The 24,237-nt window shown below is 74.5% G+C and carries 24 protein-coding genes and 1 pseudogene; 9 read left to right on the top strand and 16 right to left on the bottom strand.

Translation table 11 applies throughout. The features are described 5' to 3' along the window. Nucleotides 1-53 precede the first annotated feature (53 nt). The 3 genes from AB0J21_RS31090 to AB0J21_RS31080 all read right to left on the bottom strand — a co-directional run bounded on the left by AB0J21_RS31090 (nt 54) and on the right by AB0J21_RS31080 (nt 2,154). Entirely contained in the window at nt 54-800 is a 747-nt protein-coding gene (locus AB0J21_RS31090; protein WP_363149498.1) for an acyltransferase, read from the bottom strand. Between the two features lie 113 nt (nt 801-913). Further along, nucleotides 914-1,435, bottom strand: coding sequence for a gamma carbonic anhydrase family protein (locus tag AB0J21_RS31085; protein WP_363149497.1), 522 nt, complete (start codon nt 1,433-1,435; stop codon nt 914-916). Between the two features lie 80 nt (nt 1,436-1,515). Continuing rightward, nucleotides 1,516-2,154, bottom strand: a complete 639-nt coding sequence (locus AB0J21_RS31080) for a DedA family protein (RefSeq protein ID WP_363149496.1) — start codon at nt 2,152-2,154, stop codon at nt 1,516-1,518. 223 nt (nt 2,155-2,377) lie between these two features. Between AB0J21_RS31080 and AB0J21_RS31075 the strand changes: the two genes are divergently transcribed. Beyond that, entirely contained in the window at nt 2,378-3,478 is a 1,101-nt protein-coding gene (locus AB0J21_RS31075; protein ID WP_363149495.1) for a hypothetical protein, read from the top strand. 70 nt (nt 3,479-3,548) lie between these two features. Next, nucleotides 3,549-4,928: an MFS transporter gene (locus tag AB0J21_RS31070; protein ID WP_363149494.1), complete on the top strand. Its 1,380-nt coding sequence runs from the start codon at nt 3,549-3,551 to the stop codon at nt 4,926-4,928. Here AB0J21_RS31070 and AB0J21_RS31065 read toward each other — a convergent pair. After that, nucleotides 4,890-5,684, bottom strand: a complete 795-nt coding sequence (locus AB0J21_RS31065; protein WP_363149535.1) for a fused MFS/spermidine synthase — start codon at nt 5,682-5,684, stop codon at nt 4,890-4,892. The genes AB0J21_RS31070 and AB0J21_RS31065 overlap by 39 nt on opposite strands. A 161-nt stretch (nt 5,685-5,845) precedes the next feature. Between AB0J21_RS31065 and AB0J21_RS31060 the strand changes: the two genes are divergently transcribed. Then, entirely contained in the window at nt 5,846-6,433 is a 588-nt protein-coding gene (locus AB0J21_RS31060) for an HXXEE domain-containing protein (RefSeq protein ID WP_363149493.1), read from the top strand. 46 nt (nt 6,434-6,479) lie between these two features. On the opposite strand, the gene tuf is transcribed toward AB0J21_RS31060, so the two are convergent. Then, complete coding sequence (gene tuf / locus AB0J21_RS31055) at nt 6,480-7,655, bottom strand: elongation factor Tu (protein ID WP_363149492.1); 1,176 nt, start codon at nt 7,653-7,655, stop codon at nt 6,480-6,482. Nucleotides 7,656-8,085: 430 nt separating this feature from the next. Here tuf and AB0J21_RS31050 point away from each other — a divergent pair, with 430 nt between their 5' ends. The 3 genes from AB0J21_RS31050 (at nt 8,086) to AB0J21_RS31040 (ending at nt 10,397) form a co-directional block, all read left to right on the top strand. Further along, the gene (locus tag AB0J21_RS31050) at nt 8,086-8,808 is read left to right on the top strand and encodes a VTT domain-containing protein (protein WP_363149491.1); all 723 of its coding nucleotides are present in this window, start codon (nt 8,086-8,088) and stop codon (nt 8,806-8,808) included. Nucleotides 8,809-9,055: 247 nt separating this feature from the next. Next, the gene (locus AB0J21_RS31045; protein ID WP_363149490.1) at nt 9,056-9,928 is read left to right on the top strand and encodes an undecaprenyl-diphosphate phosphatase; all 873 of its coding nucleotides are present in this window, start codon (nt 9,056-9,058) and stop codon (nt 9,926-9,928) included. 286 nt (nt 9,929-10,214) lie between these two features. After that, nucleotides 10,215-10,397 carry a hypothetical protein gene (locus AB0J21_RS31040; RefSeq protein WP_363149489.1) on the top strand — a complete coding sequence of 61 codons (183 nt, stop codon included), beginning with the start codon at nt 10,215-10,217 and terminating at the stop codon, nt 10,395-10,397. A gap of 22 nt (nt 10,398-10,419) precedes the next feature. Here the strand turns inward: AB0J21_RS31040 and AB0J21_RS31035 are convergent, their stop codons facing one another. The 3 genes from AB0J21_RS31035 to AB0J21_RS31025 all read right to left on the bottom strand — a co-directional run bounded on the left by AB0J21_RS31035 (nt 10,420) and on the right by AB0J21_RS31025 (nt 11,998). Further along, nucleotides 10,420-10,746: a transcriptional regulator gene (locus AB0J21_RS31035; RefSeq protein ID WP_363149488.1), complete on the bottom strand. Its 327-nt coding sequence runs from the start codon at nt 10,744-10,746 to the stop codon at nt 10,420-10,422. Beyond that, nucleotides 10,743-11,222: a hypothetical protein gene (locus AB0J21_RS31030; RefSeq protein WP_363149487.1), complete on the bottom strand. Its 480-nt coding sequence runs from the start codon at nt 11,220-11,222 to the stop codon at nt 10,743-10,745. Before AB0J21_RS31030 ends, AB0J21_RS31035 begins: the two co-directional genes overlap by 4 nt. A 134-nt stretch (nt 11,223-11,356) precedes the next feature. After that, on the bottom strand, nt 11,357-11,998 hold the full coding sequence (locus tag AB0J21_RS31025; protein WP_363149486.1) for an HAD family hydrolase: 642 nt from the start codon (nt 11,996-11,998) through the stop codon (nt 11,357-11,359). 93 nt (nt 11,999-12,091) lie between these two features. On the opposite strand from AB0J21_RS31025, the gene AB0J21_RS31020 reads away from it, so the two are divergent. Together AB0J21_RS31020 and lnt are read left to right on the top strand one after the other, a co-directional pair. After that, nucleotides 12,092-12,544, top strand: a complete 453-nt coding sequence (locus tag AB0J21_RS31020) for a nuclear transport factor 2 family protein (RefSeq protein WP_363149485.1) — start codon at nt 12,092-12,094, stop codon at nt 12,542-12,544. Between the two features lie 175 nt (nt 12,545-12,719). Further along, the gene (gene lnt / locus AB0J21_RS31015; RefSeq protein ID WP_363149534.1) at nt 12,720-14,396 is read left to right on the top strand and encodes an apolipoprotein N-acyltransferase; all 1,677 of its coding nucleotides are present in this window, start codon (nt 12,720-12,722) and stop codon (nt 14,394-14,396) included. A 45-nt stretch (nt 14,397-14,441) separates the two neighbouring features. Here the strand turns inward: lnt and AB0J21_RS31010 are convergent, their stop codons facing one another. Beyond that, nucleotides 14,442-15,350, bottom strand: a complete 909-nt coding sequence (locus AB0J21_RS31010) for a Gfo/Idh/MocA family oxidoreductase (RefSeq protein WP_363149484.1) — start codon at nt 15,348-15,350, stop codon at nt 14,442-14,444. Between the two features lie 294 nt (nt 15,351-15,644). Between AB0J21_RS31010 and AB0J21_RS31005 the strand changes: the two genes are divergently transcribed. After that, complete coding sequence (locus AB0J21_RS31005; protein ID WP_363149483.1) at nt 15,645-16,214, top strand: hypothetical protein; 570 nt, start codon at nt 15,645-15,647, stop codon at nt 16,212-16,214. Nucleotides 16,215-16,239: 25 nt separating this feature from the next. Here the strand turns inward: AB0J21_RS31005 and AB0J21_RS31000 are convergent, their stop codons facing one another. The 7 genes and pseudogenes from AB0J21_RS31000 to AB0J21_RS30970 all read right to left on the bottom strand — a co-directional run bounded on the left by AB0J21_RS31000 (nt 16,240) and on the right by AB0J21_RS30970 (nt 24,162). Further along, complete coding sequence (locus AB0J21_RS31000; protein WP_363149533.1) at nt 16,240-16,755, bottom strand: hypothetical protein; 516 nt, start codon at nt 16,753-16,755, stop codon at nt 16,240-16,242. A 117-nt stretch (nt 16,756-16,872) separates the two neighbouring features. Then, complete coding sequence (gene ung, locus AB0J21_RS30995) at nt 16,873-17,568, bottom strand: uracil-DNA glycosylase (RefSeq protein ID WP_363149481.1); 696 nt, start codon at nt 17,566-17,568, stop codon at nt 16,873-16,875. A 112-nt stretch (nt 17,569-17,680) separates the two neighbouring features. Beyond that, on the bottom strand, nt 17,681-18,445 hold the full coding sequence (locus AB0J21_RS30990; RefSeq protein ID WP_363149480.1) for an SDR family oxidoreductase: 765 nt from the start codon (nt 18,443-18,445) through the stop codon (nt 17,681-17,683). 68 nt (nt 18,446-18,513) lie between these two features. Next, nucleotides 18,514-19,275: a 3-oxoacyl-ACP reductase FabG gene (gene fabG, locus AB0J21_RS30985; protein WP_363149479.1), complete on the bottom strand. Its 762-nt coding sequence runs from the start codon at nt 19,273-19,275 to the stop codon at nt 18,514-18,516. Nucleotides 19,276-19,484: 209 nt separating this feature from the next. Then, on the bottom strand, nt 19,485-19,886 hold the full coding sequence (locus tag AB0J21_RS30980; RefSeq protein WP_363149532.1) for a DUF3037 domain-containing protein: 402 nt from the start codon (nt 19,884-19,886) through the stop codon (nt 19,485-19,487). A gap of 96 nt (nt 19,887-19,982) precedes the next feature. Beyond that, nucleotides 19,983-20,702: pseudogene (locus AB0J21_RS30975) on the bottom strand (HipA family kinase); the annotation flags it as partial. Between the two features lie 91 nt (nt 20,703-20,793). Continuing rightward, nucleotides 20,794-24,162, bottom strand: a complete 3,369-nt coding sequence (locus tag AB0J21_RS30970; protein WP_363149478.1) for an AAA family ATPase — start codon at nt 24,160-24,162, stop codon at nt 20,794-20,796. Between the last annotated feature and the right edge of the window lie 75 nt (nt 24,163-24,237).

Here is a 24,237-nt window from a genome sequence, read left to right as displayed (position 1 = left end):
AGCCGCCCGGTACGGCTCTCACCCCGCCGCCGTCCTCGCGCCGACGGCGCGGGTCACTGCCCGGCCGGGCCCTCCAGGTCGGCGAGGGCGACCAGCTGTTCCGGGGTGACGCCCTCGGGGACCGGCTTGGGCGGCGGGGTGCGCAGCGGGGGCTGCCAGCCGTGCTCCTCGTCCCAGCGTCGTACGACCTTCGCCGGGGCGCCCGCGACGACCGCGTGGTCGGGTACCTCCCCGCGTACGACGGCGCCCGCGGCGACCACGACGTTGCGGCCGAGTACGGCTCCGGGCAGGATCACCGCGCCGGTGCCTATCCAGCAGCCGGGGCCTATCCGTACGGGTTCCATACGCGGCCACTGCCTGCCCACCGGCTCGTGCGGGTCGTCGTAGCTGTGGTTCGTGGACGTGACGTAGACGTAGGGGCCGAAGTAGCAGTCGTCCCCGATGGTGACCGAGGTGTCGGCCACGACGTGGCTGCCCCGGCCCAGCACCACCCCGTTGCCCAGGCGCAGGACGGGGTCGGGACCCAGGTCGAGACCGGGCATGAGACCGGCGGTCAGGGTGACCTGTTCGGCGATGATGCAGTGCTCGCCGAGGTGGATCCAGGGCTCCCCGAAGACCGTGCCCTGCGGGAAGGCGAGTCTGGTCCCGGCGCCGATGGAGCCGAAGCGCAGGCGCCCCGGGGTACGCGCGGTGACGGCGCCCGCCTCACGGACCAGGCGCCAGCCGGCCTGCACGGCGCGGTGGGCGAGCGCGCGGGAGAGGGCGGCCGGAGTGGGGAGCGGGTTCCTGTTCCTCGGCACCCGCTCACGGTACTCACCGGTAGCCGGTGGGGGCGGGGCACCGCCTGTGATCTTCACCCCACGCGGGCGCACAGCCGGTCGAGGGCGGCGCACCGGTTTTCGCGCGGAGGCGGTCAGCGTACGGCGCGGTGGGTGCGGGCGAGGTCGCGGTAGACCTCCGCGTTGAGCCGCAGCCCGGCCCGTTCCTCCTCGGTGAGCTCGCGCCTGACCTTGGCGGGGACGCCGGCCACGAGCGAGCCGGGCGGGACCTCCATGCCCTGCGGTACGAGGGCCTGCGCGGCGACGAGGGAGCCGGCCCCGATCCGGGCCCCGTTGAGGACGGTCGCACCCATGCCGATCAGGACGTCGTCCTCGACTGCGCAGCCGTGCAGGACGGCGTTGTGGCCCACCGAGACGCCGGAGCCCAGCCGCACCGGGAACCCGGGGTCCGCGTGCACCGTGACGTTGTCCTGGATGTTGCTGCCCGCGCCGATCGTGATGCGCTCGACGTCGCCGCGCAGCACCGCGTGGTACCAGACGCTCGCCTCCTGCGCGAGGGTCACGGCGCCGAGGACGACGGAGGTGAGCGCGGTGAACGCTTCGGGGTGGATCTCGGGGGTGTTCCCGCCCACCGCCGCGACGAGTGCTTCGGCCATCTTCTGCTCCTGTGTGCCGGTGGCTGTGCCCGTGGCCGGGTCCGTGCTCGTTCCCGTTCCTGTGGCTCGTGCCGAAAGGGTCAGTCCGCGACGGCCGCGGGTTCGCTCTCCGGCTCGGGCCTTTTGGCGTTGCGGCGCTTCATGAGCAGCAGCGAGCCGAGGCCGATGAGCACGGCGACCACGAGGCCGAGCCACGAGAAGCGCTTGAGCCAGTCCTCGGCGACGACGCCGACGTAGTAGATCACCGCGGTCGTACCGCCGGCCCACGCGATCCCGCCGAGCAGGTTGGCGATGAGGAACTTCCAGTACGGCATGTGCAGGACGCCCGCGAGGGGACCGGCGAAGATACGCAGCAGGGCGATGAAGCGGCCGAAGAACACCGCCCACATGCCCCACTTGTGGAAGGAGTTCTCGGCCTGCGCGACGTGCGAGGGGCTGAAGTGCTTGGGGAACCTGCGGGCGAGCCAGGCGAGCAGGGGTCTGCCGCCCTTGCGTCCGATGAGGTACCCGAGGGAGTCGCCGGCCACGGCTCCCGCCACGGCGCAGGCGCCGAGCACCACCGGGTCGATGTGGCCCTGCTGGGAGGCGAGGAGGGCGGCGGCGACCAGCACGATCTCGCCGGGCAGGGGGACGCCGAGGCTCTCCAGCCCGATCACGCCCGCCACCAGGACGTAGATGGCGACGGCGGGTACGGTCTCCAGCCACCCTTGCACGTCCATGGCGGGCCTCCCAGAAGACTTCGCGTCGCGCCTCCCGCGCGCACGCACGCCGGGAAGCCTACTGGATGGCGGTGCCGGGCGGCCGCGGCCCGTAGGCCCCCGGGATCACCCGCCCGTCCCCCTCACCAGCGGCCACGTGCCCATGTCACAGAGTGGTGGCGGCGGGTCACGAGCCTGTCTCACGCGTGGCGCACGCCACCCGCGCGCCCGTAGGGTGCCGCCCATGTGGCCAGGACAGCAGCCGCCCGGGGGCGAGCAGAACCCGCAGGACCCGAACCAGCAGCCCAGCCCGTACCAGCAACCGGGGTACCCGCAGGCGAACCCGAACCAGCCCGGCTCTCCGCAGCCCGGCCCCAACCCGTACCAGCAGCCCGGCTCCCCGCAGCCGAACCCGTACGGCCAGCACTCCGGCTACGGACAGCCGAACCCCTACCAGCAGCAGCCGGGCGGGGGCTGGTCCGCACCGACCACCCCGCAGGGGCCGGGCGTCCCGCCGCCGGGCAGGGGACGGAACACGACGCGGACCGTCGCGATCGTGTCCGCGCTCGCCGTCGTGGTCGCGGCGGGGGTGACCGCCTTCGTCGTCCTCGGCGGGGACGACGGGAAGAACGAGGCGAAGGGCGACGACAAGAAGCCGGCGCCGAGCGCCTCCACGCCGTCCGCGAGCGAGAGCCCGAGCCCGAGCGGCGGTAGCGATCGCGGCGGCCCGGGGATGGAGCCGACGATCCCCGGCTGGCAGGTCGTGGTCAATCCCACGTACGGCACCGTCTTCGAGGTGCCGGGGGACTGGGAGGTCGAGACCTCCGACACCAGCATCGGCTTCGAGTGGAAGGACAAGAGCAAGCCGGACGGTACCGACTCGACCACCGTCAACCGGCCGGCCCTCTTCAAGTCCAAGTGGTGCACGACCGACGAGGACAAGGACGGGACGCTCGACGACACGTCGCTGGCGCTGACCGGCACCCGGGGCGAGGAGGGCGCGAAGAGCGCGGACGCGGCCGCCGAGGCGCGTGTGCCCTGGTGGGTCTACGGCGGCTACACCGAGCCGGACCGCAAGAGCGTCAAGCACGAGAAGGCGAAGCCCTACACGACGAGGTCCGGCCTGACCGGCAGTGTCGCGGTCGCCCACTCGGAGAACACCCCGCAGACCGGGAAGTGCACGAGCGACGGGAAGGCGATCACCTTCGCCTTCAAGAACGGCGGCGGGGACTACGTGAGCTGGAACCTGGCCGCCGCCAAGGGCGTCAAGGACGAGGTGCCCGAGGAGACGGTCCAGCGCATCCTGAGCACGGTGCGCCTGACGGACGAGCCGCCCACCGGCTGAGCGGGGCGCGCCGGGCGCGGACGCGGCAACCGGTTTGGCAGCCGGGCCTTCGAGCGGCGATAGTCCCTGAGTGACCCCTGAACTGCCGATACGTTCCGCCAGGCGCCCCGCCTGGGCCGGACGGAACTACAGCCTGCTGACCGCCGCCGCGATCGTGACCAACCTGGGCAGCCAGGGGGCACTGATCGCGGCGGCGTTCGCGGTCCTGGAGTCGGGCGGGGGCAGCGGCGACGTCGGGCTGGTCGCGGCCGCCCGCACCCTGCCCCTGGTCCTGTTCCTGCTGATCGGCGGGGCGCTCGCGGACCGGCTCCCCCGGCACCGCGTCATGGTCGCGGCCAACGCGCTGAGCTGCGTGTCGCAGGGGCTGTTCGCGCTCGTCGTCCTGAGCGGCCGGGCCGAGCTGTGGCAGATGATGCTGTTGGCGGCGCTGGGCGGCACCGGACAGGCGTTCTTCTCCCCGGCCTCCGAGGGCATGCTGCTGTCCAGCGTGAAGGGCGAGCAGGCCGGCCGGGCCTTCGCCGTGTACCGGATGGCGATGCACGGCGCCGGGATCGGCGGGGCCGCGCTCGGCGGGGCGCTGGTCGCCCTGGTCGGTCCCGGCTGGGTGCTCGCGGTGGACGCGGGGGCCTTCGCGGTGGCCGGTGCGCTGCGCGCCTTCCTCGACGTGCGGGGGCTGCCGACGCGGCCCGCCGGCGCCGGGATGCTCGCGGATCTGCGCGAGGGCTGGCGGGAGGTGACCGGGCGGCCCTGGCTGTGGTCCATCGTGCTGCAGTTCGCCGTGGTGAACGCCGTGATCGGGGCCGCCGAGGCGGTGTACGGGCCGCTGGTCGCCGAGGACAGCCTCGGCGGACCGGGCCCGTGGGGCACCGCTCTGGCGGCCTTCGGCGCGGGCACGGTGATCGGCGCGCTGGTGATGACGCGGTGGCGGCCGAACCGCCCCTTGTTCGTGGGTGTCCTGTGCGTTCTCCCGCTCGCGCTGCCCTCCGCGGGCCTGGCGCTGCCCCTGCACATCGCCCCGCTGATCGTCGTGATGTTCGTGAGCGGCGTCAGCGTCGAGGTGTTCGGGGTCTCGTGGATGACGGTCCTGCACCAGGAGATCCCGGAGGACAAGTTCTCCCGGGTCTCCTCGTACGACTGGCTGGGCTCTCTCGCGCTGCTGCCGGTGGCGACAGCGGTGGCGGGCCCGGTCGAGTCGGCGGTGGGCCGCGGCACGGCCCTGTGGGGCTGCGCCGCCCTGGTACTGCTGCTGACGCTCGCGGTCCTGCTCGTCCCGGACGTACGGCGGCTGCGGCGCGCACCGCGCGGGACCGTGGCCCCGGGGCAGCCGACGGAGGTGCCGGCCGCGGCCCCGGTCGGCGAGATGACGCAGTCCGCTCCGGTCGAGGTGCCGGCGCCGGACAGCGGCCCGGGTTCAGCCGATGCCGAAGGAGCCGCCGGGCGGCAGCGGTGAGGCGAGGGCCTCCCCGTCGAGGACCGGCCGGGCCCCGCCGATGAGCCGGTGCAGATCGGCGGGCTCGCCGACCACCCGGGCCGGGAAGGCGTCGCGGGCGCAGCGGCGCGCGAGTTCGGCCGTGTCCAGGGGGCGGCGCGAGGCGAGCACCACGGCGTTCCCGAAGCGCCGGCCGCGCAGGACGGCGGGCTCGGCGATCAGCGCGAGCTGGTCGAAGACCGTGCCGAGCGTCGCGAGCTGGGCGCCGAGGAAGGCGAAGGGCGCGGTGTCGGCGAGGTTCGCGACGTACCACCCGGCGGGCCGCAGGACGCGTGCGGCGGCCTCGGCGTAGGCGACGGTGGTGAGGTGGGCGGGCACGCTGGAGCCGCCGAACACGTCGGCGATCAGCAGGTCGGCGCCGGCCGCGGGGGCCGCCTCCAGCCAGTCGAGGGCGTCGGCCACGTGCACGGTGATGTGCTCGTGCGGTGCGGTCGGCAGCGCCTCGCCGACCAGGCCGACCAGTCCCCGGTCGGCGTCCACGACGTCCTGCCGGGAGCCGGGGCGGGTCGCGGCGACGTAGCGGGGCAGGGAGAGGGCACCACCGCCGAGGTGCAGCACGTCGAGCGCGGCGCCCGCCGGGGCCGCGCAGTCCACGGCGTGCCCGATACGGCGGGCGTACTCGAACTCCAGGTGCCCGGGCTCGTCGAGGTCCACGTACGACTGCGGGGCCCCGTCGACGGTGAGCAGCCAGGCCCGTTCACGGTCCACGTCGGGCATGAGCCGGGCCACTCCGTGGTCGACGGTACGGGTCACGGGGATCGGCTCCTGCCGGGATGCGCTCACCCGCCCAGTGTGCCGGGTCGCGGGAGGGACGGGTTCCGCAGGGGCGGTCCGCTGAACCGCGGCCCGCGGGGGCCGCTGCGTGCGAGGGTAGCGGCATGGCGCTCTCGACGGACGACCTCCCCACCGCTCCGCTCCCCCGTGCCGCGACGCTGGGGCTGTTCTGGGCGTGGGCACTGCACGACATCGAGGAGTTGCTCACCCACCGGCAGTGGTACCGCGAGGACCTGCCGGCTCTGCGTGAACGGGGGAAGCGGCTGCCGGAGCCGGTGTGGCGGGCGCTGGAGGTGTCCCCGGCCGAGTTCGCCAGGGCGGTCGCCGTGATGGCCTTCGTGGTGGGGGCGGCTGCCGGGGAGGGGCGGCGTACCGGGGGCCGCTCGGCCTTCTACCAGTCGGCGCTCACGGGCTTCGGCGCGCATGGCCTGGTGCACCTGGCGCAGGCGGCGGTGACGCGCAGTCGCACGCCCGGAGCGGTCACGGCACCGGTCCTCGTGATCCCGTTCGCCCTGTGGGCCCGTAGTCGGCTCAGAAGAGCCGGGCTGCTGCACCGGCAGGGTCCGCGAGACGTGGTGCGCGGAGCGCTCGCCGTGGCGGCCGCCACGGCCGTGTCGCACGCGGTGGCCCGCCGGCCCCGCCGCACGAAGGCGGCGGAGCGAGAGGCCGCCGCGGCAGCGCGCAGACCATGAGCGACGAACAGAGGCCGGCCCCCTCACGGGCCGGCCTCCTCCTCGTTCAACCGGGCAGCACCTGCGTCACCGTGCCCGCGCCCACGGTCCTGCCGCCCTCGCGGATCGCGAAGCCGAGGCCCGGCTCCAGCGGTACCGGGCGTCCCAGTGAGACGGTCGTCGTGACGGTCTCACCGGGCCGGGCGACGGCCGCCTCGCCGAGGTCGAGGTCGCCCACGACGTCGGCGGTGCGGAGGTAGAACTGCGGGCGGTAGCCGCTGGTGACCGGGGTGCTGCGGCCTCCCTCGCGGGCCGAGAGGACGTACACCTGGGCGGTGAAGCGACTGCTGGGCACCGTGCTGCCGGGGGCGGCGACGACGTGCCCACGGCGTACCGCGTCCCGGGGCAGTGCGCGCAGCAGCAGCGCCACGTTGTCGCCCGCCTGCGCGGACTCCATCGGCTTGCCGAAGGTCTCCAGGCCGGTGACGACGGTCTCCGTGTCGGGCCCGAGCACGGCCACCCGGTCCCCGACGCGGACGGTCCCGCGCTCGACGGCGCCGGTGACGACGGTGCCGCGCCCGGTGATGGTCAGGACGTTCTCGACCGGCAGCAGGAACGGCGCGTCGACGTACCGCTCGGGCATCGGCACGTACGTGTCGACGGCGTCGAGCAGCGCCTCCACGGAGGCCGTCCAGCGCGGGTCGCCCTCCAGCGCGAGCAGGCCGGAGACGCGCACCACGGGCGCGGTGTCCCCGCCGTAGCCGTGGGCGGAGAGCAGTTCGCGCACCTCCAGCTCGACGAGGTCGGTCAGCTCCTCGTCGCCCACGTCGGCCTTGTTGATCGCCACCACGATGTGGTCGACGCCGACCTGACGGGCCAGCAGGACGTGCTCGGCGGTCTGCGGCATGATCCCGTCGGTCGCCGAGACCACCAGGATCGCTCCGTCGAGCTGCGCCGCTCCGGTGACCATGTTCTTCACGTAGTCGGCGTGGCCGGGCATGTCGACGTGGGCGTAGTGGCGGGTGTCGGTCTCGTACTCGACGTGCGCGATGTTGATGGTGATGCCGCGCCGGGCCTCCTCGGGCGCCCGGTCGATGCGGTCGAAGGGGACGAAGCCCGCGGTGCCGCGCTCGGCGAGGACCTTGGTGATGGCGGCGGTGAGCGTGGTCTTGCCGTGGTCGACGTGGCCCATGGTGCCGATGTTGAGGTGCGGCTTGGTGCGCACGTACGCGGTCTTGGACATGACGGTGTGCTGTTCCTTCCCGGAAACACGCGTGGTTTCGGGACCCCGGGGCCGGACCGACCCTCCCCCTGCGGGGTCCGCCGGTCTGTCCGGGGAGGGTCAGCGTCGAGCGCCGTCGAGGGGGGGTCGCGGCAGCCCTCGCGGCGTCCGCGACTGCGGACGCTGCTGCGAGGTGGAGGTGCCGGAACATGAGGCTGATTCTCTCCGTCCGGCGTTCGCCCGTCGACGGGTTTTTCACCGGCCCGCAGACGCCCCGTCCCCGCAAGGGAGCGCGCGGGAGCAGGGGCTGACGGCGGGACGGGTACGGGGGCGCGGGGCGGGCATCCGGGTCCCGGCGGGCCGGGGCGGGGCGGGAGAGACGCGCCACACTCCCCCCGTTCCGGGGTACGCGGTGCGGCGATCACCGCCCCATGTCGGTTACTCTCCCGAGATGTTCGACCATGCCGCCGCACGGCCCACGGGCTTCGCCGGACGTTGTGTACGGGTGTTGCTCTCCCCGTGGTCCCGGCTCGGTCTGCTGGTGGCCCTGCTCGCCGCCGCCGGCGCTCTCGTGCTGTTGCTGCGGCCGCAGCGGCTGCTGTCCGGGGGCTGGCCCAACCAGTTCACGGGCGCCGCCGCCGTGCTGGTCTTCGCCGCGGCCTACGGGATATGCACGGCCGCGTTCGTGCCGAGGCCGCTGCTGAATCTCGCGGCGGGCGCCCTGTTCGGTTCCCAGGCGGGGCTGGTCGCCGCCGTGGTCGGTTCGGTGCTCGGTGCGGGGATCGCCTTCGGTCTGGGCCGGATACTCGGCCAGGAGGCGCTGCGCCCGCTGCTGCGCGCGAGGTGGCTGCGGGCGGCGGACGGGCAGCTCAGCCGGCACGGTTTCCGGTCGACGCTCGCGCTTCGTCTGTTCCCCGGTGTGCCGTTCTGGGCGGCGAACTACTGCGCCTCGGTCTCGCGGATGCGCTGGTCGGCCTTCCTTCTCGCGACCGGCGTCGGGGTGATCCCCAACACCGGGGCCTATGTGGTGGCGGGCAGCCGCGCGGCGACCCCGACCTCCCCGGTCTTCCTGGTCGCCATGGGTTTCATCGCCCTCACAGCGCTCGGCGGCCTCCTGGTCGCCTGGCGCAAACGGCACCGGCTGCGGGGCGCGGGCACCTCTTCGGACCGCTGAACGCCCTCCTGACAGCCGCTCCACCCGCCTGGCGGAGGGCCCTGTTCTGTCGTTGGCCTGAGCTTCCCGCGCCGTTCACCTGCCCGTCCCCGTTCGTGTCCTACGCTCCCCACCGACCGGCGCGTGATCTTCTTCCCCACCCCCACACCCCGTGCGGGTGTGCCAGGGGGCGACGGTCGTCCACCACCGGCCTCGGACCCGTCCGCACGGGTCCCTGCGTGATGATCATTGGGATGGCTGCGCGTCCATGTCTTGGTTCGAATCCTTCATTCTCGGTCTGCTTCAGGGCCTGACCGAGTTCCTGCCGATCTCCTCCAGTGCCCACCTGCGGCTGGCCGCCGCCTTCGCGGGCTGGCACGATCCGGGCGCGGCCTTCACCGCCGTCACCCAGATCGGCACCGAGCTGGCCGTGATCCTGTACTTCCGCAAGGACATCGCGCGCATCGTCTCGGCCTGGTTCCGCTCGCTGAGCAGCAAGGAGTGGCGGCAGAACCACGACGCGAAGATGGGCTGGCTGGTCATCGTCGGCTCGATCCCGATCGGCGTGCTCGGGGTCACCTTCCAGGACCAGATCGAGGGGCCCTTCCGCGATCTGCGGCTCATCGCCACCACGCTCGTCGTGATGGGCCTGGTGCTGGGCGCCGCCGACTGGCTGGCCGCGCGTGAGGAGCAGGGCGGACGGCACCGGGCCGGCAAGCCGCGCAAGACCATCGCCGATCTCGGGGTGCGCGACGGGCTCATCTACGGCTGCTGCCAGGCGCTTGCCCTGGTACCCGGCGTATCGCGCTCGGGGGCGACGATCAGCGGCGGGCTGTTCATGGGGTACACCCGGGAGGCCGCGGCCCGCTACTCCTTCCTGCTGGCGATTCCGGCCGTGCTCGCCTCCGGCCTGTTCGAGCTGAAGGACGCGGGCGAGGGGCACGTGTCCTGGGCCCCGACGATCTTCGCGACCGTCATCGCGTTCGTCGTGGGCTACGCCGTGATCGCGTGGTTCATGAGCTACATCTCCCAGCGCAGCTTCCTGCCCTTCGTCATCTACCGGGTCCTGCTCGGCATCGTCCTGTTCGCCCTGGTGAGCACCGGCGCGCTGAGCCCGCACGCGGGCGAGTCCGCGGGCTGAGCGGTGGCCGCGCCCCCTTGCGGCCGGGGGCGCGCCCGGCCCGAGCCGTCCGACGGGACGTAACAGCAGGTCAGGAGCGGTGCGGCAGCTCGTTGACGGCGAACGGGGGCCGGTGGTTCCGTCCGGTACGGAGGGAATATGAGGCCGACGTCACAATACCCCCGTATCAGGGGAGGTTTGGGGGATGATTCGGCTGGTCAGGAGGGGTTCGCGCGGGCGGCGGGAACGCGACGGGCGGTATCGGCGAGGGAGCGGACTGTCACATCGAGGCCCTAAGCTTGTGGCCATGTCCGCCAACCCCCTGACCCCCGCCTCGACCGTTCGCTCCGCCGCCGCCGTCAACGAGCAGATCCGCAGCCTGTGGCTCCGGGCCGGCGGCCACCTCACGACGAATCAGCGCAGTGAGTACGAGCGGCTGGTCACGGAGTGGGCCGAGGCCGTACGGCGCGAGGTCGTCCCGGCGGCTTGAAGCGGGGCCCCCGCCGCCGGTCTCACTCCCCCCTCCCGGCCCCTGCCGAGCGTTCACCCGCCGCTCGCGCCGTCTCCGCCATCGTGCGCAGCGCCTCCAGATGCCGGCTGAAGGCCACCCGCCCCTCGGGGGTCAGCGAGAACCAGGTGCGCGGGCGGCGGCCGACACGGCCTTTGCGCACCCGCAGGTAGCCCGCCGCCTCCAGCGCGGAGGCGATCCGGCTCACGCTCGCGTCGGACACCTGCGCGTACTCCCGCAGGGCGGCGAACTCGGCCTCGGCGCAGCCCGAGAGGAAGGCCATGACGGTGAGCCGGGTGGGGTGCTGGATGACCTCGTCCAGCCCGTTCACCGGGCCGCCGCCCCGCCTCCGCGCCGTACCCGGCGGTTGTGGCGGGCCACCTGGCCCCACAGAAACGCCCCGAGCAGCACCCCGGAGGCCACCGCGCCCGCCGCCCGGTCCAGGGGCAGCGCGAGCAGCCATCCCGCCCCGTAGCACCCGGCCTGCCACAGTGAGGGCAGCAGCCGCTGCCACGCGGTGCCGGGCGGCGGCCAGCGGACGACGCCCACCTGACGTACCGCGAGGTAGTGCACGGCGACGAAGGCGGCCGCCGAGGCCAGGAGCACCCCGGACACGAGCGTTCCGCTCCCTTCGGGCCACGGCAGCCCGACCGTGCCGAACACGAGCACGGCGAGCAGCCCGCGCGAGGGGCCGAACCACCCCGGCCACGCGCGTGGCGCGCGCGCCGCCGCCCGGGCACGCTCCACGCCCGCCAGCACCCCGACCGCCTCGTCCGCCCGGCCCTGCGCGCCTTGTCCGGTCGCCATGCTCAACACTCCCCCGCCGAAAGCCCGTTGACGTCTGTTCCGTTCTTCAGCCTGGCACATACTTTTGCGAGACAGAAGTACTTTCGCGCAACGACAAACGACCAGTCGTCCGGGAGTGGCCCCGTCCATGCCACTCAGCCGTGCAGCAGTCGCTCCAGCTGGGTCAGGGAGTTGATACGCCAGTCCGCCGCCTCGATCACCGAGGGGTCGTCGGCCCACCAGTGGCCCCAGGGGCCGCGCCGCAGGTGGGCCACGCGCAGTCCGGCGGCCTTCGCGGGGAAGACGTCGTTGACCGGGTGGTCGCCGACGTACACCGTGTCGCGGGGCGCGGTGCCCGCCTCCTGGAGCACGCGCGCGAAGAACTCCGGCGAGGGTTTCGCGACGCCCCACACCCCCGAACTGGTCACGAGGTCGGCCGGCAGGTCGAGGCCGCGCAGCAACTCGGCCGCCCGTGCCGTCTGGTTGCCGACGACCAGGATGCGGTGACCGCGTTCACGCAGTCTCCCGAGCGCGGGGCGCACGTCCGGGTAGAGGTCGCTCTCGTCGAGGTACTCGCCGCGCCCCACCGCGTCCCGGGCACCGTTGGCCTCGTGCACGTCCATGCCGGGACGCAGCAGGCGCAGGGCGTCCGTGTTGTCGCGGCCCTGGACCACGGCGGCGCCCACGAGCGCGGACAGGGTGTGCCGGGGCACACCGAGCCAGTCGGCCCAGCCCGACCAGTAGCGATCGTCTTTTGTGAGGGTTTCACCGATGTCGAACACAATCGTCTCGTTCACCCGGGGCAGCCTACGGGCCGTGACGGCCTGTCCGGGCCGGGCAACGCCCGCGCGGCTCTTGGCCCGGCGGCCCCGGTGGCGAAGACTGGCCGGATGACGCAGCGCGAGGACCTCGCTTCCGTGATGGACCGGCTCGCCCTCGACTCCTTGCTGACGGCCTGCGCCGTCGCCGTGGACGACGGGGACTGGCCCGCGTACGAGGCGCTGTTCGCGCCCTCCGGCCGCGTCGACCTGCGGGGTGCGGGCGGGGAGGAGGGACCGGCCGGGGAGGTGGCCCGCCGGCTCGCCGGGGCTCTCGCCGACCGGCCCGTGCGACAGCATCTGCTGGTGAACCGTCAGTTCCGTCTGCCACCCGGCCCGCTCGTGCGGGAACCCGGCGACCGCGCGACGGTGGAGGCGGACTACGTGGGCCGGCTCGGCGCCTCCGGCCCGTCCTCGGGGGGCCGGTGCGTCTTCGAGGCGGTGCGCACGGACGCGGGCTGGCTGCTGGAGCGGCTGACGGTACGCCGGAAGTGGCCGCGGGAGGCGTCCGCGCCCGGCCGCTGACCGTCCGCCCCGGCGCGCGCCCTGTGCGTGATCGTCCGCGCGTCGCAGACTGGCCTTCACCACCGACCGGGACGCGAATCTCCGGCCCGGCCCCCCGGGAGGCCGGGCCGGGCAGGAAGGGGCCGATGTGCGGCAGACGCCGGGGGCGACCAGCGACGACACCTGGGTCACGCGGATGGGGCGCGTCGTCCAGCGCCGCGCGGACCGCGAAGAGCGGGCTGCGGGGGCTGCGCGGGCTGCGCGGGCTGCGGGGCGAGCGTCCGGAGCGGGCGTGGGCGGGGCCCGCGCGATCCGCCCCGGTGAGGGCCGCGGGCCCGCCGCTCCGCTCGACTCCCCCTGGTGGCGGGGCGCGGCGGCCGTCCTGGCCGGGGCGCTGCCCGCGCTCGCCTTCCCGGCCCCCGCGCTGTGGTGGTGGGCTTACGGGGCCCTGGTGCCGTGGCTGCTGCTCGCGGCGCGGGCCCCGACCGCGCGGCGCGCGATGCTCGACGGCTGGCTGGGCGGGCTCGGTTACATGCTCGCGGTGCACCACTGGCTGCTGCCGAGCCTGCATGTCTTCACTCTCCTGCTCGCCGCGCTGCTCGGTGTGCTGTGGGCGCCCTTCGGTTTCCTGGCCCGGCGGCTGCTCGGGGGCGCGCCGGGACCGGGACGCGCGGCGGCGGCCCTCCTGCTGCTGCCCTCGGCCTGGCTGGTGCCCGAACTCGTGCGGTCCTGGCAGGGGCTGGGCGGCCCGTGGGGGCTGCTCGGTTCGAGTCAGTGGCAGGTGGGGCCGGCGCTGCGGCTCGCCTCGGTGGGCGGGGTGTGGCTCGTGGGTCTCGCGGTCGTCGCGGTGAACACGGCGGGGGCGCTGCTGCTCCGCGCGCCCGGTGCGCGGACCCTCGCGCTCGGCGGGCTGCTCGCCGTGGGTGTCCTGACGGCTTCGGTCTCCTGGTGGGCGCCGCGTCCGCAGCCGGCCGGTTCGGCCCGGATCGCGTACGTGCAGCCCGGTGTGATTCCGGGGGTCGTACCGCGACTGGAGCGGGAGGAGACGCTGACCCGCACCCTGGTCTCGCGGCGTCCGGACCTCGTGGTGTGGGGCGAGAGCAGTGTCGGCGCCGACCTGACGCGGCGCCCCGGGCTGGCACGGCGGCTGGCCGCACTGTCGCGGAGGGTCGGCGCCGACCTGCTGGTCAACGTCGACGCACGCCGCGCCGATCGCCCCGGCATCTACAAGAGCGCGGTACTGATCGGCGCGGACGGCCCCACCGGCGCGCGGTACGACAAGCGGCGGCTCGTGCCCTTCGGCGAGTACGTACCGGCCCGCGCGCTGCTGGGCTGGGCGACCTCGGTCGGCAAGGCGGCCGGGGAGGACCGGATGCGGGGGAACCGGCAGGTGGTCATGGAGGTGCCGCGTGCGAGGGGGACGGACGGTGGCCCGCTGCGGATCGGCCCGCTGATCTGTTTCGAGACGGCCTTCCCCGACCTGAGCCGCCGGCTCGTGCGGGACGGGGCGCAGGTCGTGGTGGCGCAGTCCTCGACCTCCACCTTCCAGGACAGCTGGGCGCCCGCGCAGCACGCCTCGCTCGGTGCGCTGCGGGCGGCCGAGACGGGGCGTCCCGTGGTGCACGCGACGCTCACCGGGGTCTCGGCCGCGTTCGGACCGGACGGTGAGCGGCTCGGCCCGTGGCTCGGCACCGACCGCTCCGCGCTCGCCGTGCGCGAGGTGCCGCTCGCCACCGGCAGGACCTTGTACGTCCGCCTCGGCGACTGGCCGGTCACTCTGGCCCTCGGCTCGCTCGCCGTGTACGGCGGTCTCGCGGCCGGGCGCCGGCTGGGCGGGCGTGCGGGGGCGTCCGCGGCCGCGGACGCCCCCTGAAGCCGCGAGGCGCTCATCCACAAGGGTGCGCGCAGCCGCGGGGGGTCAGCGCGCCGCGTCCTCCTCGGCGACCCGGACGATCCGCTCGCACAGCTCGTGGGTCTCCAGCGCGTCCCGGGCGCTCAGTTCCTCGCCGGCGGCCAGGGCTTCGAGGAAGGCGTGGACGCTCTGCTCGATGCCGCGCTGGCGGACCACCGGAGTCCAGTCGCCCCGTCGGCGCAGGGTCGGCTGGCCCTTGTGGTCGACGACCTCGGACAGGTTGAGCACCTGCCGTTTGGTGTCCTGGCCGGAGACTTCGAGGATCTCCTCGGTGGAACCGCTGACCCGGTTCATGATGCCGATCGCGGTGAACCCGGGCCCGGCGAGCTGGAGTACGACGTGGGCGAGCAGCCCGTCCTGCGAGCGGGTGTGGATGCGCACCTCGTCGGGCGTGCCGGGGGCGAGGAAGCGCAGCGTGTCGACGACGTGGACGAAGTCGTCGAACACGAAGGTGCGGGCCGTCTCGGGCAGTCCGTGGCGGTTCTTCTGGAGCAGGACGAGGTCCCTGGGCTGTTCCAGGCACTGGACGTAGCCGGGTGCCCGGCGCCGGTTGAAGCCGACCATGAGCGGCACGCGCCGCTCCTCGGCCAGTTCCACCAGCTTTCGCGCCTGCGACAGTTCGTACGCGAGCGGCTTGTCGACGTAGGTCGGTACGCCTGCTTCGAGGAGGCGGGTGACGAGCGCCGGGTGCGCGGCGGTCGCGGCGTGCACGAAGGCGGCGTCCAGCCCTTGCGCGAGCAGTTCTTCGAGGCCGGAGTGGAGCTGGGAGGCGGGGAGGTGGTACTGCGCGCCGATCCGCTCCAGGGTCGCGCGGCTGCGGGTGTGCAGGTGCAGTTCCGTGCCCGGGAGCGTGGTGAGTACGGGGAGATACGCCTTCTGAGCGATGTCCCCGAGCCCGATGCAGCCGATCCTCACGGCAACTCCTTCTTCCGGTGTCCGGACGTACCAGGCCGGCGGTTCGCCTGCCGGGCGGTGCGGGTGGTGAACGGGCGGACGGCCCGAGCGCGCAGCTTACGGGCAGCGGACCGGGGCCCGGGGATCGGGGAGGGTCCCGGCTCGGACGGGGCGCGAACCCGGGGGCAGGGAGCGGAGGCCGTGGAGCTGTGCCGGGGCGTTCCGTCAGCCGCCGGGGACCCGCCACCCCACCCGTCCGGGGGACGCTGGTCCGTCCGGCTTGGCCGGGAGCGCGTGGAGCAGCAGAGTTGGCGGGTGCACCGAACCAAGACCACCGCCGCCGCGGCCCTCCTGGTCACGATGGCCGTGTCCGCCCTCTCCGGATGTGTCAGCGTGCGGCCTCCCGCACCCCCCGACGCGAAGGGGCCCGCGGTCCCGCCCCGCGCCTCCGCCCCGCCGGCGCCGCTCACGTTCAGCGGCCCCTTCCAGGAGGTTCTGCTGCTGCTCGACGGGGCCGGGCCCCGACCGGCCGGCCCGGTGCCGCTGGAGGAGGAGGAGACGAGACAGTGGCTCGCGCGGCCGGAAGCGGGACACGGGGGCGCGGGCGAACCGGCCGCCCCGCCCGGGTCACCGGCTCCGGCGCCCCGGCCGGCCCGGACCGCCGTGCCGGCGCCCGCCGGTCCGGCGCCCGCGGTGGTGCCGCCCGCCGTGCGGGAGCTTCAGCGGCCCCGTCCCCCGCACCCCGCCCCCGCACCCCGCGCGGGCGGCGACGGCGGCCGTCCCGAGGGCGGGGGCGGCGGGGTGTGTGGGCTCGGCCGGACGTACGGCGGCTGGCCCGCGGACAGTCCTCAGGCACGCATCTGCGGCCAGACGTACGGCCGCTGACGGGGCGCCCGGCCGCGCCACGCGCTCAGCCCCCGGGCCCCTCCGGTGGGCCGTCCAGCCGGTGGCCGAGCCGGGTGAGGGCGGCCCGGACCCCGTCGCCGTAGGGGTCCTCGCCGAGTGCCTCGGAGGCGGCGCGGGCCCGGCCCAGGTGGGCCCTGGCCTCTTGCGGGCGGTCCAGTTTCAGGTAGTCCGCCGCGAGGTTGAGGTGCAGCGTGGGAGCCAGGGACCGGACCACCAGGGCGGGTTCCCGGTGGGCGAGGCGGTCGGCGGAGAGGGTGGCGGCGGCCAGGGCCTGGAGGTCCCAGGCGAGTTCGCGGCGTGGATCGTCCTGGGCGTCGGCCATGTAGTGGGCGACGGTGCAGCGGTGCAGTGGATCGCCGTCCTCACCGATCTCGGCCCACAGCGCGGTGAACCGGGCCCGGGCCTCCTCGCGGTCCCCGGCGTGCAGCAGGATCGCCACCTGGCCGATGCGGGTCAGCACCGCGTCCCCGTCGTCGTCGGGCCCGGGGGGTTCGCCCCCGGGGCCCGGGCCGCCCGCCACGCCACCCGTCCGCCGCTGTGCCACCACACCTCCACCAGGTACCGGTGTCACCGCTCCCTGGGCCGGCGACCCTGCCGACGCTAGCGGCAAGGCGGCCCCGATCGGCTCAGGCGGCGCTCAGCCGAGGTCCGGGATACGCCAGTCGATCGGCTCGTGGCCCTGCGCGGCGACCGCCCCGTCGATCTGGCTGAAGGGCCGGGAGCCGAAGAACTTCTTCGCGGACATCGGGGAGGGATGGGCGCCCTTCACCACGGTGTGCCGCTCGGTGTCGATGAGGGGCAGCTTCTTCTGCGCGTAGGCGCCCCACAGCACGAACACCGCCGGGTCGGGACGGCTCGCGACGGCGCGGATCACCGCGTCGGTGAACTGTTCCCAGCCCTTGCCCTTGTGCGAGTTGGCCTCGCCGGAGCGGACGGTGAGGACCGCGTTGAGCAGGAGGACGCCCTGCTCGGCCCACGGCATGAGGTACCCGTTGTCCGGGACGGGGTGGCCGAGGTCGGCGTGCATCTCCTTGTAGATGTTGCGCAGCGAGGGCGGTACGCGCACGCCCGGGCGCACCGAGAAGCACAGGCCGTGGCCCTGGCCCTCGCCGTGGTACGGGTCCTGACCGAGCACGAGGACCTTGACCTGGTCGAAGGGGGTGGCCTCCAGCGCCGCGAAGACCTGCTCGCGCGGCGGAAAGACCGGGCCTCTCGCCCGCTCGGCCTCGACGAAGGCCATGAGTTCGGCGAAGTACGGCTTCGTCTGCTCCTCGCCGAGCGGCCCGCGCCAGGACTCGGGCAGCAGGTCGGGCAGCAGGGCGGTTTCGGTCACGGCGACTACCTCCAGAAACGCGGTCGGTTCTGCCCCAGAACCTACCGGCCGCCACTGACAGCGCCCCCGCCGCCGGTGGCGACGGGGGCACGGCCGGGCGCGGCGGCCGGGTTCAGCCGACTCCGGCGTTGAGGAAGATCCCGCCGTCGACCACGAGGGTCTGGCCGGTGATCCAGCCCGCCTGGTCGGAGGTGAGGAATGCGGCGGCCCCGCCGATGTCCTCGGGGACCCCGAGGCGGCCCATCGGGTACGCGGCGGCGGCCTCGGCCTCGCGGCCCTCGTACAGGGCCTCGGCGAACTTCGTCTTCACGACGGCCGGGGCGATCGCGTTGACCCGTACGGCCGGGGAGAACTCGTGGGCGAGCTGGACGGTCAGGTTGATCATCGCGGCCTTGCTCATGCCGTAGGCCCCGATGAACGGGGACGCGGACAGGCCCGCGACGGAGGCGATGTTGACGATCGTCCCGCCGTTGTGGGCCTGCCACGCCTTCCAGGTGCGCTGTGCGAAGCCGAGCGCGGAGAGCACGTTGGTGTCGTACACCTTGCGCGCCACGTTCAGGTCCAGTTCGGCCATCGGGCCGAAGACCGGGTTGGTGCCCGCGTTGTTGACCAGGTGGTCGATCCGGCCGAAGGCGTCCATCGTGGCCTCGACGGCGGCGGCCTGGTGGGCCTCGTCGTGCGCCTTGCCCGCGACGCCGATGACGCGGTCGGAGCCGAGCCGTTCGACGGCCTCCTTCAGCGCCTCCTCGCCGCGCCCGGTGATGCACACCCGGTCACCGCGCGCCACCAGTGCCTGGGCCACGCCGTAGCCGATCCCCCGGCTGGCGCCCGTGATCAGGGCGACCTTGCCGCTGTCGGGCCGGTTCTGCTCGCTCATCGTGTCTGCTCGCTCATCGTGCGGGGGTTCGTCGTGCGGGAACTCATCGTGCGAGGGTCCTTCCCGGGTCAGTTGAGCGGGCCACCGGCCACGTACATGACCTGGCCGGAGACGAACCCGGCCGCCTCGCCGGTGAAGAAGGCGATGGCGTTGGCCACGTCGGCGGGCGTGCCGACGCGCTGCACGGGGATCTGGCTCGCGGCGGCCTTCTGGAAGTCCTCGAAGCCCATGCCGACACGCTCGGCGGTCGCGGCCGTCATGTCGGTGGCGATGAAGCCGGGGGCGACGGCGTTGGCGGTGACCCCGAACTTGCCCAGTTCGATCGCGAGGGTCTTGGTCAGCCCCTGCATACCGGCCTTCGCCGCCGCGTAGTTGACCTGGCCGCGGTTGCCGAGCGCGGAGGAGCTGGAGAGGTTGACGATGCGTCCGAAGCCCGCGTCCACCATGTGCTTCTGGACGGCCCGGGCCATCAGGAAGGCGCCGCGCAGGTGCACGTCGAGGACGGTGTCCCAGTCGTTCGCGCTCATCTTGAACAGCAGGTTGTCGCGCAGCACCCCGGCGTTGTTGACGAGGATGGTCGGCGCGCCCAGCTCCTGCGCGACGCGCGCGACGGCGGCCTCCACCTGGGCCTCGTCCGAGACGTCGGCGCCGATCGCGACGGCCCGGCCGCCGGCCGCGGTGATCTGCTCGACGGTGTCCTTGCACGCCGACTCGTCCAGGTCCAGGACGGCCACGGCACGGCCTTCCCGCGCGAGACGCACGGCGGTGGCCGCGCCGATGCCCCGCGCGGCTCCCGTCACGACGGCTACGCGCTGCTCGGTGGTGGACATGGTGTTCTCCTCGCCCTAGGGAAGCCTCATCGCCTCGGTACGGCGGTGCCGTACGCGCCCTCACCGTACCGCTCACGGGTGAGCGACCGCTTAGTACCTTCGGTGTAGGTGACGCTAGAAGGCGTGGCACCGGGTGTCAACGGCGTGGCCGCGACCGGCGGTGTGATCCCGCTTTCAGGCGCGTGGAGCGGCCCGCGTCCGCGCCGTGCTCACGGCACCAGCAGGTCCAGCAGGTGGTCGAGTTCGGCCTGCGGGGAGCGGGTCAGTCCGGTGTGCACGGGGCCGGGCTGCACGAGGGCCGAGCGGGGGGCCACCAGCCAGCGGAAGCGGCGGCCCGCGTCGTCCCGGGCGACCGGACCGGCCGCGGCCCCGCCGTGGCACACGGCCTCCACGGCGCGCAGGGCGGCGCGCACCCCTTCGACGTCCGCGTCCGGGTCGAGGGCTTTGAGGCGGCTCTCGTCGAGCCGGGTGCGGGCGGCGACGAATCCGGTGGCGCGGCTGTAGACGAGGACCCCGGCGTTGAGGTGTTCCCCGCGTTCGACGCGCGGGACGAGGCGCAGCGGCGCGTACTCGAAGACGTGCGGTTCCTCGGTCGCGGCGCTGCGCGGCACGGGCTCGCGTTCGCCGGCCGGGTCCCAGCCGGAGGCGGTGACCCGGTGGCCGCCCACCGGCGCGGCCTTGAAGTCGACGCGTCCCGCCAGTCCGTCCGCGCGCGCGAGCAGCGCCTCGACATGGGCACGCCGGACCTCGTCCGGGTGGTCGAATCCGCGTTCACCGGCCAGCCACTCCTCGGGGACGTGGGCGGCGACCTGTGTCAGGAGGTCCTCGGTGACCTGCGGGCCGAGTTCGGCGGCGGCCCCCGCGAGGTCGGGCCCGAAGGGGAGCAGGACGTGGTCGGAGGCGTCGTAGGGACGCAGCGCGCCGGTCGCGGCGGTGGGCCAGTTGTGCTGCCAGATCATGCTGGCGCCGTGGTCGATGAGCCACAACCGGCCTTCGTGCACGAGGAGGTTGGGGTTGCGCCACGACCGGTCGACGTTGCCGATGAGCGCGTCGAACCACAGGACGCGCCCCGCCTCGCCCGGTTCCACGGCGTAGGCGAGCGGGTCCATGCCGATCGCCCCGGAGAGGTAGCGCATGCCCAGGTTGAGCCCGCCACTGGACTTGAGGAGTCCCTGCACCTGTTCGTCGGGTTCGCCCAGTCCCACGACCGGGTCGAGGCCGATCCCGGTGAGCGGGGGCACCCGCAGTCCGAGCGCGCGGGCGAGTTCCCCGGCCAGCACCTCGGCCACCAGCGTCTTGCGCCCCTGTCCGGCTCCGGTGAACTTCATGACGTACAACGCGCGGTCGTCGGCCTCGACGAGCCCGGGCAGCGAACCGCCCTCGCGCAGTGGGGTGACGTAGCGGGTCGCGGTGACTTCTGCCAGCATTTCCCCAGGCTATACGGGCGCCGGCCGGCCGACGGGCGGACGGACACCTCCCCACGGGGCACCGGCTCAGGTGGAGTCCGGGAACGGGGCGTCACACTGTGCCAGGGTCTCGGCCGGCCGCGTCGGGGGCCTCGCGCAGCAGGCTCCGGGCCCGCGCGACCCGGCGCGTGCCGACCGGGTACGGCAACGCTCCCGCCAGCGACTCGGCCCGCGTCAGCTCCTTCGCCCCTTCCTGCGCCCGGGAGAGCCGGGACAGGGCCGTTCCCAGGACGATGCGGGCCTCGACCTCGGTGAGGCGTTCCCCGGTGTGCGCGGTCCGCGACACCTCGGCCCGCGCGATGCGCACCGCGGCCTCGGGCCGCCCCGACAGGATCTCCGCCCAGGCCACGAGGACGGGCGCGTCCCCCGTGTGCCCCTCCAGGGCGCGCAGCGCGTCGTCCGGGCGGCGGCCGTGCAGCGCGAGTTCGGCACGGGCGGTGCGCACCTCGTGCCCGGCCTGGCGGTCCCCGAGAGCGGTGGCGACCGTGGCGGCGCGGTCCAGGAGGGCGGTGGCGCCGGTGGTCGCGCCGGACAGGGCCCGCACCCGCCCCAGCGTCGCGAGGGCGTACGGCAGGCACCACGCCTCGTACGCCTCGGCGCCCGCCACCGCCTGTTCGGCGAGCACGCGGGCCGGCTCTGGTTCCTCCAGCATCAGGCGCAGTTCGGCGAGGTTGGCCCGCTCGAAGGCGGCGGCGGTGGGATCGCCGGACTGCTCGGCGAGGCCGAGTGCGCGGGTGCCGATCTCCACGGCCTCGCGCAGCCGGCCGGCCCGCCGCGCGTTCTCGCGCAGCGTCGACAGGACCGAGCCGAGCAGCGTCGGGTCCCCGTAGGCCTCGGCGGGCGCCAGCGCCCGGTCGCCCGCCTCGCGTGCCTGGTCGAAGCGCCCGGCGAGTCCGAGGTTGGTGGCCCGCAGGGCGAAGGCCCGGGCCACCAGCCCCTGCCCGGGGATTCCGGAGACGTCGCGCGCGGCCGTCAGGGCGAGCCGGGCGGCCTCGGCTCCGGCCACGTACTGGCCCTGGACGCAGCGGATGAGGGACAGGGCGAGGAAGTGGGCGGCGGCCGATTCCGGCGCGGTCCGCTCGGTCACCGGGTGTTCTCGCAGGGCGCGGCGGCCGGACGCGGGGGCGCTCGTCTTGACGAGTGTCTCGGCGAGCAGGGCCGCGGCGAGGACCGCGTCGTCGTGGGCGCCGCGCCGCTCGAACTCGGCCAGGGCCAGCCGCAGGGCCTCGGCGGCCTGTTCGAAGTGGCCCATTCTGCGCAGGACGTGGGCGTGTGCGAGCCGGGTGCGGGCCGCGTCGACGTCGAGGCGGGCCACCAGGTCCCGGTAGTAGCGGTCGGCGGTGTCGTTGGCGTACAGCGCGGCGGCCCGTTCGGCCGCCCGGCGCAGGTGCTCGGCGGCGCGCGGGTCGTCGGCGCGCGCGAAGTGGGAGGCGAGCACGTCCACGGCGTCGGGCCGGCGCCGCTGCACGGCCTGCGCGAACGCGGCGTGCAGTTGCCTGCGGCGGACGGCGGTCAGTTGCTCGTAGCAGGTCAGCCGGACCAGCGGATGCCGGAAGGCCACCCCGTCCTCCGGGCGGCCCGCCACCACGACCTGCCGTTCCTCGACGAGTGAGGCGGCGATGGCCCGCTCCAAGGCGGCGGCCGCCGCCGCGCCGGCCACCGGTGGGTGCAGCCCGTGTTCGGCGACGTCCAGGAGTTCGGCCAGCGCGGCGTCGACCCCGGCGACGGAGAGCGCCTCGACGATCCTGCGGGTGTCCGGGTCGAGTCCCACGAGCCGGTCGGCCACCAGTTCCCGCACCCCTTCGGGCGCGTGGTCGCCGGTGTCGCCTTCGGCCAGGGCGCGGGCCAGTTCGAGGGCGAACAGGGGGTTGCCGAGGGAGAGTTCCCACACGCGGTGGACCTGGCCGTCGCGCGGCCCGTCCGCGAGCGCGTCGCGCACGATCGCCAGGCACGCCTCCTTGTCGAGCCGTCCCAGCTCCTCGCGTACGGCGAGGTGCTGGCGCAGCAGCGACGCCACGACGGAGCGGCGCGCGTCTCCGTCTGGAAGTTCCTCCTCGCGGTACGTCACCAGGAACCGCAGCGCGGTCCCCCGCTCCACGGCCCGCCGGGCGAGATGGCTGAGCAGTTGGTACGAGCCGGTGTCCGCGGCATGCAGATCGTCGAGGACCACGAGGACGGGGCGGGTCGCGGCGAGGTCGCCGAGCAGGGCCGTGCCCGCCCGGAACAACCGGTCCCGTTCCTCCTCCGGGCTGCGTTCGCCGGTCGTCCCCACCTGCCCGAGCGAGGGCAGGAACGAGGCCAGTTCGGGGTACTCGGCGCCGACCCGGGCGCGCTGTGCCGCGCTGTGCCCGGCGAACCAGCCCTCGAAGGCCTCCGCGAACGCCCCGTAGGGCGTGTGCCCCTCGGCGTCCTGGCCGCTGCCCCACAGGACGGCGGTACCGGCGGCCGTGGCCCGTCGCGCCACTTCGCCCACCAGGTGCGTCTTGCCCACGCCCGCCTCGCCGGTGAGGAGGGTGACCGGCGGCCCGTCGGCCGCGAGGAGCCGGTCGAGGGTGGCGCCGCGCCCGCGCAGCGGCGGCGTGGCGCGCACGGCCCGCAGCGGGGCCGGGAGCAGCGGGGTGTCGGGGACGGGGGCGGGGGCCGCGGCGAGCGCGGCCCGGTGCAGCCGCTCCGTCTCCGGGCCGGGCCGCACGCCCAGTTCCGTGTCGAGGGCCTCACGGCACACGTGGTACTGGTGCACGGCGCGCCGCCGCAGCCCCTGGCGCAGCCAGGCCTCGATGAGGATGCGGTGGGCGAGTTCCTCGGCGGGGCTGTCGGCGAGCAGCCGTTCGGCGGTGGCCGCGGCCTCGGCGGCGGCGCCCCGCTCCAGGTGCTCCGCGGCGAGCCGGAGCAGCAGTTGTTCGCGCAGCAGGCCGAGTTGTCCGCGCCGGTCCTGCGCCCAGCTCGCGTAGCGGTCCTCGGGCAGCATCTCGCCGGTGAACCGGGCGAGGGCGGCGGTCAGCGCGTCCACGCCGCCCGCTTCGAGGGCCGCCCGGGCCGAGGTCTCGGCCTCGTCGGCGTCGATCCTGACCGTCTTTGGGTGGAGGTGGAGCAGTGCCCCGTCGGAGACCAGGTACGAGGAGGCGGCGCGCGGGGCGAGTTCGGGCTCCAGGGCGCGGCGGGCGGCGTGCAGGGCCACGCGCAGGCTGCCCGCCGCGGCCTGCGGGTCGGCGTCGGGCCAGCAGATGTCCATGGCCTGTTCGCGGTGCAGGCGGTGGCCGGGTACGACGGCGAGCAGTTTCACCAGGGCGCGGGCGCCGGGGCGCGGCCAGCGTTCGGCGAGCGCGGGTCCCCCGTCGCGCGTCACCCTGAATCCGCCGAAAAGACACAGTCGCAGCAGCGGCGCGGCGGGGTTGTCGCTCTCCGGTCCTCGCGCGTTCATGTAGGCGCACTGTAATCGAACATGCTGAGGACCCCCCGGGCGAGGCCCGGGGGGTCCGTGTCACGTCAGCACGTC

Source organism: Streptomyces sp. NPDC049954 (assembly GCF_040656295.1).
Classification (GTDB): Bacteria; Actinomycetota; Actinomycetes; order Streptomycetales; family Streptomycetaceae; genus Streptomyces.
The sequence above is the reverse complement of the archived record's forward strand: the minus strand, read 5'-3'. Positions and strand labels throughout refer to the sequence as shown.